Origin of the sequence: Phenylobacterium sp., assembly GCF_036677185.1 — a bacterium.
Taxonomy (GTDB): Bacteria; Pseudomonadota; Alphaproteobacteria; order Caulobacterales; family Caulobacteraceae; genus Phenylobacterium.
This window is the reverse complement of sequence record NZ_JAKFEN010000027.1, coordinates 135503-147339: the sequence shown is the minus strand read 5'-3', so window position 1 is coordinate 147339 and position 11837 is coordinate 135503. Positions and strand designations below refer to the sequence as shown.

The 11837-nt window shown below is 67.4% G+C and carries 13 protein-coding genes; 8 read left to right on the top strand and 5 right to left on the bottom strand.

The features are described 5' to 3' along the window. Positions 1-24 precede the first annotated feature (24 nt). On the bottom strand, positions 25-1467 hold the full coding sequence (locus V6M51_RS16910; RefSeq protein ID WP_332769031.1) for a DUF1254 domain-containing protein: 1443 nt from the start codon (positions 1465-1467) through the stop codon (positions 25-27). 81 nt (positions 1468-1548) lie between these two features. Between V6M51_RS16910 and V6M51_RS16905 the strand changes: the two genes are divergently transcribed. Both V6M51_RS16905 and V6M51_RS16900 read left to right on the top strand, forming a co-directional pair. Next, on the top strand, positions 1549-2178 hold the full coding sequence (locus V6M51_RS16905; RefSeq protein WP_332769030.1) for a TetR/AcrR family transcriptional regulator: 630 nt from the start codon (positions 1549-1551) through the stop codon (positions 2176-2178). A 263-nt stretch (positions 2179-2441) separates the two neighbouring features. Then, on the top strand, positions 2442-2924 hold the full coding sequence (locus V6M51_RS16900) for an SRPBCC family protein (protein WP_332769029.1): 483 nt from the start codon (positions 2442-2444) through the stop codon (positions 2922-2924). 87 nt (positions 2925-3011) lie between these two features. Here V6M51_RS16900 and V6M51_RS16895 read toward each other — a convergent pair whose 3' ends face one another. From V6M51_RS16895 to V6M51_RS16885, 3 genes are all read right to left on the bottom strand, one after another. Next, the gene (locus tag V6M51_RS16895; protein ID WP_332769028.1) at positions 3012-4892 is read right to left on the bottom strand and encodes a PAS domain-containing sensor histidine kinase; all 1881 of its coding nucleotides are present in this window, start codon (positions 4890-4892) and stop codon (positions 3012-3014) included. A gap of 145 nt (positions 4893-5037) precedes the next feature. Continuing rightward, complete coding sequence (locus V6M51_RS16890) at positions 5038-5490, bottom strand: hypothetical protein (protein WP_332769027.1); 453 nt, start codon at positions 5488-5490, stop codon at positions 5038-5040. A gap of 166 nt (positions 5491-5656) precedes the next feature. Further along, positions 5657-6145 (bottom strand): GFA family protein, encoded by a 489-nt coding sequence (locus tag V6M51_RS16885; RefSeq protein ID WP_332769026.1) that lies wholly within the window; start codon positions 6143-6145, stop codon positions 5657-5659. 66 nt (positions 6146-6211) lie between these two features. On the opposite strand from V6M51_RS16885, the gene V6M51_RS16880 reads away from it, so the two are divergent. The 3 genes from V6M51_RS16880 to V6M51_RS16870 are packed head-to-tail and all read left to right on the top strand — an operon-like array spanning position 6212 to position 8842. Further along, entirely contained in the window at positions 6212-7486 is a 1275-nt protein-coding gene (locus tag V6M51_RS16880; protein ID WP_332769025.1) for an MFS transporter, read from the top strand. A 49-nt stretch (positions 7487-7535) separates the two neighbouring features. Beyond that, positions 7536-7928, top strand: a complete 393-nt coding sequence (locus V6M51_RS16875; protein ID WP_332769023.1) for a hypothetical protein — start codon at positions 7536-7538, stop codon at positions 7926-7928. Then, positions 7928-8842 (top strand): sterol desaturase family protein, encoded by a 915-nt coding sequence (locus V6M51_RS16870; RefSeq protein WP_332769021.1) that lies wholly within the window; start codon positions 7928-7930, stop codon positions 8840-8842. Before V6M51_RS16875 ends, V6M51_RS16870 begins: the two co-directional genes overlap by 1 nt. 140 nt (positions 8843-8982) lie before the next feature. Here V6M51_RS16870 and V6M51_RS16865 read toward each other — a convergent pair whose 3' ends face one another. Beyond that, positions 8983-9654 (bottom strand): hypothetical protein, encoded by a 672-nt coding sequence (locus V6M51_RS16865; protein ID WP_332769019.1) that lies wholly within the window; start codon positions 9652-9654, stop codon positions 8983-8985. Positions 9655-10032: 378 nt separating this feature from the next. Between V6M51_RS16865 and V6M51_RS16860 the strand changes: the two genes are divergently transcribed. The 3 genes from V6M51_RS16860 to V6M51_RS16850 all read left to right on the top strand — a co-directional run bounded on the left by V6M51_RS16860 (position 10033) and on the right by V6M51_RS16850 (position 11647). Next, a complete protein-coding gene (locus V6M51_RS16860) occupies positions 10033-10296 on the top strand; it encodes a ribbon-helix-helix domain-containing protein (protein WP_332769018.1) in 264 nt (87 codons plus the stop codon). A gap of 128 nt (positions 10297-10424) precedes the next feature. Beyond that, the gene (locus V6M51_RS16855) at positions 10425-10856 is read left to right on the top strand and encodes a hypothetical protein (protein WP_332769016.1); all 432 of its coding nucleotides are present in this window, start codon (positions 10425-10427) and stop codon (positions 10854-10856) included. Between the two features lie 140 nt (positions 10857-10996). After that, positions 10997-11647 carry a hypothetical protein gene (locus V6M51_RS16850; RefSeq protein ID WP_332769014.1) on the top strand — a complete coding sequence of 217 codons (651 nt, stop codon included), beginning with the start codon at positions 10997-10999 and terminating at the stop codon, positions 11645-11647. Positions 11648-11837: the final 190 nt, after the last annotated feature.

The window sequence follows — 11837 nt, the reverse complement described above, 5'->3', positions numbered from 1 at the left end:
GCCCTCCCAGCAAAGATGCCGCTGTCAGCGAGGTGCGGGGTGCGGGGTTGCGGCGACGGGCTCTGGCCGCCAGCCGCCGGAGATCATCTCGGGCTTGGGCAGGTAGGAGCGCACGACGAGGTAGAAGGGACCGTCGGGCGCCGGCAGCCAGTTGGTGGCGGACCTGGGTTTGGCGTGCTGGATGTGCAGCCGCACGGCGCCGTCGGGCTCCACCTTCAGGCCAGGCGCGCGGTCGTTGATGAGGTAGCGGTTCTGCGCGTTGGGATATAGCGCCAGGGTGCGGGCGTCATAGAGCGTCACCGACCAGAAGGCGTTCACTGGGGGCGGCGGCTTCAGCGTGAAGGCATAGTCGGCCTTGGCGCCGTCGAGCGGGGCGCCGGCGCCGTCCACGAAGGTGTTGAAGGAGAGGTTCTCGGCGTCGACGTTGGCCCCCAGGCCCACATAGTTGATCGTGGCCCGGCTGAGGTAATTGAAGCCGTAGCGGGCCTTTTCCACTCGGCTCCAGCCCGTGCCGGTGGGCATGCCCAGTTGGGCGCGCGAGGCGACGATGATCTTCATGGCGTCGTCGAAGCCGGCGGCGACGCCGGCGCGGGTCTCGGGGTCGAGGTGGGCGAGGTCGAAGGGCTCGCGACCGCCGAGGCCGATCGTGCGGAAGCGGTAGACGAGGGCGTCCTCCTGGTCGGGATGACCGTCGGTGCGCAGGACGTGGTCCAGCACCTTGAGGAAGCCGCCGGCGGTGTCGATCTCCGGCGGCGGATAGCCCTCGGCAGCGTTGGGACGCGTCAGCGGCGTGATCTTCACCGCGTCCTGGACGGCGCGGGCCTCAGCCAGCTCCGACGGCTTCTGGGCGAAGACGCGCATCAGGATCCAGGCGTGGGGCGTGGCGACGCGGAATAGCCTCGCGCCGACGGGGACATCGCCCGCCCAGCCGGCGGGGGCGATGAGATAGCGGCCAGCCTTCGACCCGAAGGTGCGTGTGCCGATGTTGCTGGCGTTGCTGAACATGTCGAGGAAGTTCAGCGTGTGGTACTTCAGCGGCACGTCCGGCGTTTCGATCAGCACCGGCCCCGCCGTCAGGTCCAGCCAGGCGTTGGAATAGAGCGTGTCGGAGTTGGGGCTCTTGAACGCCCTGTAGTCGGGGCCGGCGAGGTCCCGGTCGTGGGCGAACCGGTTGAAGCCGGTGTAGCGCGGGCTCTTCGGATCGAGCGCCTGCTGGAACAGCTCGCGGTACTGATAGACGGCTGGCAAGCCATAGATCACCGCGTCCATGGCGATGGACCTCGCCAGCGCCGTGCGCGCCGCCGGATCCTTCGGCAACACGTCGCCGGCGGGCGTCGGCGCGAACTGATCCACCGCCTGCAGCGGGTAGCTCGGCGCCGGTTGCCAGGGATAGGCGCGGGCCTGCGCCTGGGCGGCGCCAGCCAGCGCCAGCATCGCCAAAGCCGAGACGGCGCATTGCCCGATCATGATCGAGGGTCCATTTGAAACCGATGAGTTTCATTAGGCCGCGGCCGCGGCAGACGCAACATTTTCGTGCTAATGATAATCATGAATGAGAAGGCGGAGGGGCGGCGGGCCGCCCGGCGGCGCATGCCGCGGGTGGACCGCTCTGCGCGGCAGGCGCAGTACGTGCGCGTCGCGGCGCAGGTGTTCTACGAACGGGGCCTGCAGCGCGCATCGATGCAGGACGTCGCGGATGCGGCGGGGGTCGCCAAGATCCTGATCTACCGACAATTCCCGTCGAAGGACGCGCTGCTGGCGGCCATCTTCGAGGAGGTGTTGAGCGAGATCCGCGCGGTCTACGACAGCCCCTGGCCTGGCTACGGCGGCGCGGTCATCGAGGTGCTGCGACGCGCGCGGGGCAACCGGGCGGCGTACCTGCTGTTGCTGCGCGACAGCCGATCGGACCCAGAGGCGCGCCGCTGGTACGCGATCTACGAGGCGCGGCAGATCGAGCCCTTCCTCACCTTCCTGAAGCCGGCCGAAGGCGCGCCCCCCGGCGCGGAGGACCGGGCGCGGCGGGCCGCGCACACCCTGATCGGCATCGTCACCGAGACGCTGATCAACTGGATCGAGGATCGGGACGGGCTCGACGACGAGGCGCGCGTGCGCTGGTTCGGCCACATCGCGCGCGAGTGGCGACGGATCAGCCGGGCGGTCTACCGGCTCGATCCATAGGGCCTCTTCCAAGTCCCTGCGGCGCCGCAGCCCTCGCTCGTTCGCCATGTCCGGATTCTGTCGACAGTCGAGAGTCTGCTAGTGGCGCAAAGCGCCCGTCAGGCTCCCCCGGACAGCCCCGCCTCTCCACCATCGATCAACGGCTGAAACACAAGCCCTTTCACACGAGTTTTTTGAAAGCGGGTGTCGGGGGCGTGTGGTTCGGTTCGTCCTGGGTATGAAAGCGCCCAGGCGCCGCCATATCGCTCGGAAAGGAGCCCGCCGTGACCACCGACCTCAAGACCCGCCCCGACACCTTCCGCGTCGAACGCGCGATCCAGATCGCCGCCGCGCCGGAAACCGTCCTCGCCCTGATCGAAGACTTCCAGAAATGGATCCATTGGTCGCCCTACGAGCGCATGGACGCCGACCTCAAGCGCACCTATGGCGGCGCGGCCAAGGGCGAGGGGGCGACCTATGCGTGGGAAGGCAAGAAGACCGGCTCGGGTAACATGCGGATCACCCGCGCCACCCCGTCCCTGGTGCAGATCGACCTCAACATGATCAAGCCGTTCCAGGCCAGCAACCTGGCGGAGTTCACCCTGACGCCGCTGGGCGACGGCACGCGGGTGACCTGGGCCATGACCGGGACCAAGACCCTGATCTCCAAGCTGATGGGTCTCATCTTCAACATGGACAAGTTCGTCGGCGGCCAGTTCGAAAGCGGCCTGGCCGACCTCAAGGCCGCCGCCGAGGGCCGCGCCTGACCATGGCCGAGAGCGTCGATAAATGCGTGACCGGCCACGCTGGCTGGCAGGGCGCGAACCTGCCGGAATGGGACCTCAGATCTTCCGTCAGGCGTCAATGAACCCACGCGCGGCCTGGAGCGCGCTCGGACGGCAGCGGATCTCGCAGACGACGCCTTCGGGCGCAAAGGCGACCACGACCTCGCCGTGCAGGTCGCGGGCGAGGCTCCGTTGCAGGAGGCGGGAGCCGAAGCCCGAGCGGACCGGCGCTCGGACTGGCGGCCCGCCGTCCTCGCGCCAGGTGATCGTCAACATGTCCCCGACCAGGTTCCAGCGGATCGTGACGCGCCCCTCGGGCCTGGACAGCGCGCCGTACTTCACCGCGTTGGTGGCGAGTTCGTGCAGCGCCAGGCTCAGCGCCAAGGCGGGTTGAGCGGCCAGCCAGACGGGCGGGCCGGAGCGGCTGATCTGCGGCCGCTGCAGGGTTTCGAAGGGGCCCATGGCCGCGGCGATCACCTCGATCAGGCGCGCGCCGTGCCAGCTCTCGGCCGTGAGGATATCGTGCGCGGCCGCGAGCGCCACCAGGCGCGCTTCCAACGCGATGCGTGCGCTCAGCAGGTCGGGGGCGGAGCGCAGCGTCTGGGCGGCGATCGACTGCACCGTGGCCAGGCTGTTCTTCACCCGGTGGTTCAACTCGTTGATCAGCATCCGCTGCCGCTGCTCGGCGGCGCGCATTTCGGTGACGTCCCTGAAGAGCCCCACCGCCCGCGTGTTCGGGCCGTGCGGACCCGGCGACAGGACGCTGACGCTGACGATGTCGCGCTCGACGCCGTTGGGCAGGTGGATCCGGAACTCACGCTCCTGCCTCGGACTCTCCGACCAATCGGGCGTCGTCCCGACGCCGATGCGGGCGAGGTCCTTGGGAGCGATCCGGAGGATCACGTCGTCGATGGTCACGATCGCGTCGGGTTCGAAGCCGAAGATCTCGCGCGCGCGCTCGTCAAGGGTGGCTTCGCGGGTCTCGCGATCCCAGCAGATGGCGCCCAGGCGTGCGATCGCGATGGCTGCGCTCAGCCGCTGACCGCTCTCCTCGGCCGCCGCCTGGGCGCGCGCCTGCTCGGTGACGTCGAAGCCCTCGACGAAGATGCCGGAAACCTCGCCCTGCTCATTGCTCACCGGCTGCAGGACGAAATCGAGAAGGTGCTGCTCCAAGGGGCCGTCCGGCCGATCTCTCAGGTTCACCGGCCGGGCCCGGGCGACATGGCGCTTTCCGGTCGCGTAGACGTGGTCCAACAGCTCGACGAACCCCGGATCCGGGAGGTCGGCGAAGACCTCGCTGTGGGATCTTGCAATCGGCTCCCGCTCCCCGAACAGGCGCTTGTGGGCTTCGTTTCGAAACTCGAAGACGTGGTCTGGGCCGCTCAGGAGGCAGATGAACCCCGGCGCCTGTTCCAGCATCTGCCGCTGCCGCTCCGCGTTGGCCGCGTCCCGCCGCTCGGCGAGCACCCGCTGGGTGGTCTCCACCACGACGGCCAGCACGCCGGCGGGCCGCCCCGCCTCGTCGGGGACGGGAGAGTAGTCGAGGTCGAACCAGAGCGTTTCCAGCACGCCCGAACGGCGCAGCTCCAGCGGCTGGTCGCGGTAGTTCAGGGTCGCGCCCGTAAGCACGGTCCTGAGCACCTGCTCGTTGAACTCGACCCCCTCGGGCCAGGCTTCGGCCACCTTGCTGCCGAGCAGGTCCGGGTGACGAGACCCGGCGATCTCGGCATAGCCGTCATTGTAGATCATCACGCCTTCCTCGCCCCACAGCAGCGCCATGGGCGTCCGCGAGCGCAGCACGATCGCCGTGGCGGTCCTCAGGCTCTGGGGCCAGGCGCTCAGGGGGCCGAGAGAGGTCGAGGCCCAGTCGAACGTCGCGATCAGGGCGCCTGTCGCGCCGCCGTCGCGGAGGAAGGCCGCATCATCGCCCGGATGGTCTGGCTGGCCCACGTTTCACCGATGTTCTGCATGAAAACGAAGCACATGATCCAGGTTCCGCCGCAACCAACCAGCGCGAGAGCCGAGAGCGCCGAGGGACGGCATGGTCGCCCTCAATCGCGAGAAGGGCGACCCGCTCGAGGTGAATCTGTAGAGCCTACTTGATGAACTTCAGCTCGCGGCTGAGGAAGCCGCCCCGGGTGGTCCGCAGGCTCTCGCGCGACACCGCGGCCTGGTTGGCCTTCACCGGCGAGCCGAAGGCCGCCGAGGTCTGCTTGTCCAGTTCCTCGTCCGACTGATCGAAGACGGCCATGTTCTTGTACTCGACCATCAGGACCAGATCCGGTTCATTGTCGCGCACGTCGTTCACGCTGAGGATCTTGTAGCTGATGACGTCGCCGCGCTTCTTGGCGGCTTCCTGGATCGCCTTCCAGGGGCCGTTCAGATAGGCCATGTAGTCGTCGAACATGCCGGGTTTGGTCTCGATATAGCCGACCGACCAGACCGTACCTTGAGCGTAAACGCGTTCGGCCGTCTGAGCCTGGGCAATACCGACGCAACCGCAAGCGATGGTTGCGGCAAGCGTTGCGGCGCGAATGATAGTCTTCATGACGCTTCTCGCTATCGGGACAAGACGGTGGAACTCCCCCGAGCCCTATCTTGCTGACCGTCGTCCAGTCGATACCTGACGCCCGTGTCAGACACTTGGCAACAACTGATGCAATATCATTATGATGCATTAGGAATTGAGGGGCGACGGCGCCGCCAACTTGGTCTCAGAGACCCTCTCCGGGCTTCTTGCGCCGGGGCCGAGCCCACATCACGCCGGGATAGCCCTTCAGCGGCGCCAGGGGCTCGCCGGCATAGGTCCAGTCGGCCTTTTCCTGCAGCGACATGTGGTAGCGCGGCTCGCGCCCGGTGCGGGTGGCGAAGAGGGCGCGGGGGATGTTGACCATGGTCGGCGAGCGGGCGCGTTCGTAGAACAGCGGCGTCCCGCACCTGGCGCAGAAGCTCCGCGCGGTCCCGGCCTTGGCGTCCTCGAACCGGCTGATGCTCGCCGCGCCCTTCAGGATCCGGAACCGGCTGCGGTAGCTGCCCACATAGGTCGCATAGGCGGCCCCCTGGGCATGGCGGCTGGCGGGGGAATGGTCGTGCCAGGCCCAGCGGGCGGGGACGTCTATCTCCAGCGCCACCGCGCCGCAGACGCAGGCGCCCGCCGCCTGGACGGCCGAGGCCTTGCCGGTCTTGGAGGCGGCCCTGCGCATGTCGAACCCCGCTAGCTTGCGCTTTCCATCTAGCTCCTAGACGCTGGCCCGCAAGGGGAGGCCTTCGTGACATCGCAATCCAGCCCGTCGGGCGAGACGCCCACGGGGTTCGCGCCCTATCTGTTCGCCCACGCGGCCTGGTTCCTGGCCTTCGGGGTGCAGGTGGTGCTGTTCCCCTATCTGGTGCGGGTGGTGCTGCAGGAGAGCGAGGTCCGCTTCGGCCTGGCCCAGATGGCGCTGCAGCTGCCCACCACCCTGTTCATCCTGCTGGGCGGGGCGCTGGCCGACCGGGTCCCGGTCAGGTCCATCGTCGTGGCCGCCTGCGCCTTCGCGGTGCTGACCTTCGCGAGCCTCGGCGCAACGGTGAGCCTGGGCGTGCTGACCTACGGCCTGATCATCACCTACGCCCTGACCGTGGGGACCGCCCAGGCCTTCGCCACCCCGGCCCGCGACAGCCTGCTCAGCCTGGTGGCCCCGGCCAAGGGCGGGATCCAGGGCGCGGTGGCCTACGCCTCGCTCGCCCAGTTCGGCGGCCAGATCCTGGGCATGGCCTGCGCCGCCGCCGCCCCGCTGGTGGGGGTCGGACCCCTGCTGCTGGGCCAGGCGGGGCTCATGGCCGTGGCGACGCTCGCGGCCCTGCGCATCCGCCCGCGCCCGGCCCATGTGCGCCCGCGCCGCGAGGGCGGCCTGCTGATCGGTATCGGCCGCGACATCCGCGAGGGCTTCGCCGCGGTCCTGGCCTCGCCGGTCATCGCCCCGGTCATGCTGTGCGGCGTGGCCATGGGCGTCTGCTTCATGGGCAGCTTCTTCGTCCTGCTGCCGCTGATCGTGGAGAGCTATTTCGACGGCCAGGTCCTCAGTCCCGGCAAGACCGAGATCGCCGCGGCGCTCGGCCTGTTCAGCATGTGCTTCTGGATCGGCAGCATGGTCTCGGCGCTCGCCCTGGTGCGCATCGGCCCCCTGCGCCGCAAGGGCCTGATCTATCTCACGGCGCTGGGGGCAGGGGGCGTCATCCTGATCCTCTGCGGCTTCCACATGCCCTTCTGGCTGCTCTGCGGGCTGAACTTCGCCTGGGGCCTGGGCGGCGGGGTGGCCATGACGCTCGGCCGCAGCTTCGTCCAGCAGCACGCCCCGGAGGCGGTCCGCGCCCGGGTGCTGTCGATCTTCACCCTGGGCCTGATGGGCGGCGGGCCGCTGGGGGCGGTGGCCGACGGCTTCCTGGCCCAGGCCATCGGCCCCCACGCCGCGGTGATCTTCCCCGGCGCCCTGATGCTGCTGATCGTGGCGGGCCTGCTGGCCTTCTCCAGGGTGCCGAAGCTCAGCGACTTTCCGGCGCCTTGACGCTCCGCCCCCTACGGCCGACCCTGCGGGGCAGGGGAGTGACGCCAAATTGGACAAGGCCTTTCTGATTCAACTGGCCGGCTCGGCCGCCGCGGTCATGGCCCTGGTGGCCCTGGCCGCCTGGGCCAAGATCGCCAAGCCGCTCACCCCGCTCGACGACGCCCGCGCGCGCCGCCTGCTGGCGCAGGAGTTCCCCGGCAAGCCCCTGGAGCGCATCTGGGTGGCTACGGACGGCCGCGGCGCGGTGGCTCGCTCCGGCGCCTCGGCCCTGGTGCTGTTCGAGTTGGGCGACGCCTATGTGGCTCGCCACGTCCCCTGGGCCCAGGCGGTGTCGTCCTCGTTCCGCGACGGGGTGGTCAAGATCGACCTCTCCGACGTCGCCGCGCCCATGGCCCGCATCGCCCTGGACCGCTGGCCCCCGACCCCGCGCGAGGCCGCCTGATGGACCCGATCAAGCCGAGCTTCGACCCCGTCACCCTGGCGATTCCATTCTTCGTCCTGGCCGTGGTGCTGGAGATCGCGCTCGCCCGCCTCAAGCTGGCCCACGCCCATTACGAGACCCGCGACACCCTGGCCTCGCTCAGCATGGGCCTGGGCAGCAACGTGGCCGGCCTGATCACCGGCGGCGCGGCCTTCGCCGCCAGCCTCTGGGTCTATCAGCACCGGCTGTTCGACATCCCCATGACCGCGATCTGGGCCTGGGCCGCCGTCTTCCTGCTGGAGGACCTCACCTATTACGGGTTCCACCGCCTTAGTCATGAGCGGCGGTTCTGGTGGGCGGCCCACATCAACCACCACTCCTCGCAGCACTACAATCTGTCGACGGCGCTGCGCCAGACCTGGACCGGCGGCCTGGCCGGAACCTGGGCGCTCTGGCTGCCGCTGGCCTTCCTGGGCTTCCCCCCGGCCATGATCGCCATCCAGAAGGGGATCAGCCTGGTCTACCAGTTCTGGATCCACACCGAGGCCATCGGGCGCATGCCCCGCTGGTTCGAGGCGGTGTTCAACACCCCCTCCCACCACCGCGTCCACCATGCCCGCAACCCGCGCTACCTGGACCGCAACTATGCCGGCATCCTGATCGTCTGGGACAGGCTCTTCGGCACCTTCCAGCCCGAGCTGGACGAGGAGAAATGCCGCTACGGCATCGTCCACAACCTCGGCGACTTCAACATCCTGCGGGTGGCCTTCCACGAATGGGCCGGCATCGGAGCCGACATCGCCCGGGACCCGCGCCACGCGCTCGGCTACCTCTTCGGCCCGCCGGGCTGGAGCCCCGACGGCAGCCGCGACACCTCCGCCAAGCTCAGGGCCCAGTGGGAAGCCGGCCGGCCGGCCGAGACCCCGGCGGAGTAGGGGGCGCGGGCTGATCAACGCCCATCATCCCCAACGCCTGTCACCCCCCAACGCCCATCACCCCAACGCCTGTCATCCCCCAACGCCTGTCATCCCGGTCTTGCTTCGCAAACCGGGATGACACGAGTGGATGAGCCACCCTACCGCTCCCCAACCCCGGGCCCGCTGATCACCTCGCCATCCCCGAAATTCTGCACGAACACGTTGATCTTGGTCGGCCCGGACGCCTTGTCGCCCTCGCCCCAGACCTTGGGCGCCAGCCGCGCGGCCCGCCAGCGGATCACGTCGAACTGCAGCCGCGCCACCGGCACGGTCGTGGGCGCCGCGGCCTTGGCGATGGACCAGGCCTCGTCGGCCAGCAGCTCGGCCTGCACGCCGCGCGCCAGCACATACATGTCGCTGAAGTCGGGATGCACCCGCAGCCACTCATAGACCGTGCCCGTCACCGGCATGTCGGGCCCCGCGCAGATATCGACCATGCTCTCGCCGGCCGCGATCCGCCGGCAGATCGCCTCGCCGATCTCCACGGCATAGAGGTCGCGGCGCCCCCAGTCGTGCTTGCGCCGCGCCTTGCGCGCCTCGATCAACTCCAAATGGGCGCTGGCCGCCGCCCGCCGCGCCGCGCTACGCGCCTCCCGCCGCTGTTCGGCGAAGTCGGGGTTCTCGCTCAGCCACTTATGGATGGTCGCCGCCGCCGGCATGGCCGGATCGCGCCCGATGGAGCGGATGCTCTCACCAACCCCCACCCGCCGCACGATCTCCGCCCCCAGCTCAGGCGTATAACCGCAGATACGAGCGGGCAGGGCGGTCATGGGCGACTCCGTGAAAGGCCGAGGGCGACCCTGGAGTATGCCGAATAACGGCGAAATGTAAAGAACAAAAAGGGAACAAATGCCATCGGGCGAGGCGCTATCGCCCGATGGTCGGAACAACACGGTGATCAGATGCTCCCCTCCTGGGGGAGCTCCCGGCCGAATGGCCGGGTGAGGGGGACTTTGATGGTCTTCCGCAGCGATTCGATGGGTCTGAGCAGGAGTCAAAGTCCCCCTCAGGCCCTTCGGGCCAGCTCCCCCAGAGGGGGAGCATCTTCAGTCTCTCGCATGGGCGATAGCCCTACTTTGAAAGGGGAGGCCGGCGCTTGATGTGTCCACAATATCCCTGATCATGTGGACATCGTGAACGGAGGCCCCATGTCCAGGACGATGACGCTCAATGTGCGGGTCAGCGGCGTGCTCGGCGAATTCGTGGCGGCCAATGTCGGCGACGACGGCGTCTACGAGAATGTCAGCGAATATGTCCGCGACCTGATCCGGCGGGACATGGAGCGCGCCGAGGGCGAGACCCTCCAGCGCCTGAAGGCCGAACTGCAGCACGCCTTCGCCGCCCCTGACGACAGCTACCAGCCGCTCGACGCCGACACCGTGATCGCGCGCGGCAGGCGCCGTCCTCGGTAGGAGGCGCAAATGTCGTCTTCCGCAAATCCAACTGCAGTCGAAGTCTCCTTGGACCGCTGCCCGTCTACACGCTGGGTAGGTTCCAATATTGAAACAACCCTGAGTTTGGCGCAGGTTTGAAGACGGGGGTGCAATCGATGGCAGCGTCAACAAGGATCGCCGATCTATTCCGGCTCGTCGCTAACGATGCGGTTGATCCGCATAAGGCCGTGGAGAAGAGCTATGAATGGGAGCATGCCAGGGCTCTAGAAGTGGGTAAGTGGTCGCTAGCTGGTGCGACTGCGCTTCTCGCCGCCGTGGCTACCGGCATCTTGCGCCAGGCAGACGCGAGCCAACAGGTAGCTAAAAGTGCGTCGGCATTTCCCCTGGCAGACATGGGCTTCTGGACCGTTGCTTCGCTCGGGATCGCGGGTGTGTTGCTCGTCGTGGGTGCGGGGTCTCTGATCCTCGCATCTCAGATTGAACGCCGCTTCGTCCTCACGCTGGCCCTAGTCGCTAAGATGGTTGAAATCCGCCCATTTCTGAAGCGCGCAGCGGATGACCGGGCGACATCGGAGTGAGCGTCCCCGACCTTTTGGAAGCAACGGCGCGTGGCATTGGGTGGCTTGCAGGTAGCGCCCTGCCGGTAGCAATCGGAGCGCTTGTTCCGCTAGTTTTCACGGCGGTTCGCGCAAGGCTTCTGTCTCGCCAGGCGCAGAAATTGGCCGCTGAGGAGGCCTTCAACAGTGCAATTGCCAGTGACGATCTGAGCAAGCTCTCCGGATACCTTCGTGACGAATTCGGCGAGGTGCCACTGGCCATATATCTTCGCGACGTGAAGCTGCGGGCCCGGTTGGATAGGTATCTCGCTCGTCTGACTGACTATGTGGCTGCTCCACCGGCTGAAGCGGCAACCCCAGAGCCGGGGCGAGATCGGGTGGCCCCTGAGGTGGAAGCCCCTGTCGCGGGACTGGCGCAGCATCTCACTTCCTATTGGCAGCACGATCCAGATGATCCGCCTCAGATAGTGACCGCGATTGACAGCGCGCGGACTGGTGAAAGCTGGAACGCGCTTGCTCGGCTACGTCGAGACCTGGAGGCGAGGTTTCGAGCTGAACTGATGGAAGTAGATCCCGTGGCCTCGCGCATGCCGATGCATAAGGTGCCCGTGCCAATAGACGCCGAGCGCTTTTTCCGGCGCTTCTATCGCGTAGCGAGCCGCGCCATCCATGGTGAGGAGGTTACAGAGGAAGAAATAATCCAGTCGATTCAAGATGCGCGAATGGTTTATCGGACGATGGAGCAACTGGTGCCGGGTTGGAGTGAGAAACTGATCACTAGCCCGCCACGAAAGCGACGCGCTATCTTCTAGAAAGCGTCCTGGCAGTGGTATCGAGATATCGAAACCGCTGAAATTCGTCGCGGGATCAGAAGCTCTTAGTCAAGGTGTGCTGAATTTTACGTTTCAGGTGAACTGATATTACAGTGAACCATTGAAGCGGCATCTAGGGGCGTAAGGTGGATTATACATCGCTGATCTCAGGCCAGCTGAAGGCGGAAAT

Coding starts and splice junctions, on each gene's coding strand:
- V6M51_RS16890 (WP_332769027.1), bottom strand. CDS start 5,490: ATGAAGACTATCATTCGCGCCGCAACGCTTGCCGCAACCATCGCTTGC.
- V6M51_RS16885 (WP_332769026.1), bottom strand. CDS start 6,145: ATGCGCAGGGCCGCCTCCAAGACCGGCAAGGCCTCGGCCGTCCAGGCG.
- V6M51_RS16910 (WP_332769031.1), bottom strand. CDS start 1,467: ATGATCGGGCAATGCGCCGTCTCGGCTTTGGCGATGCTGGCGCTGGCT.
- V6M51_RS16860 (WP_332769018.1), top strand. CDS start 10,033: ATGTCCAGGACGATGACGCTCAATGTGCGGGTCAGCGGCGTGCTCGGC.
- V6M51_RS16870 (WP_332769021.1), top strand. CDS start 7,928: ATGGACCCGATCAAGCCGAGCTTCGACCCCGTCACCCTGGCGATTCCA.
- V6M51_RS16865 (WP_332769019.1), bottom strand. CDS start 9,654: ATGACCGCCCTGCCCGCTCGTATCTGCGGTTATACGCCTGAGCTGGGG.
- V6M51_RS16905 (WP_332769030.1), top strand. CDS start 1,549: ATGAATGAGAAGGCGGAGGGGCGGCGGGCCGCCCGGCGGCGCATGCCG.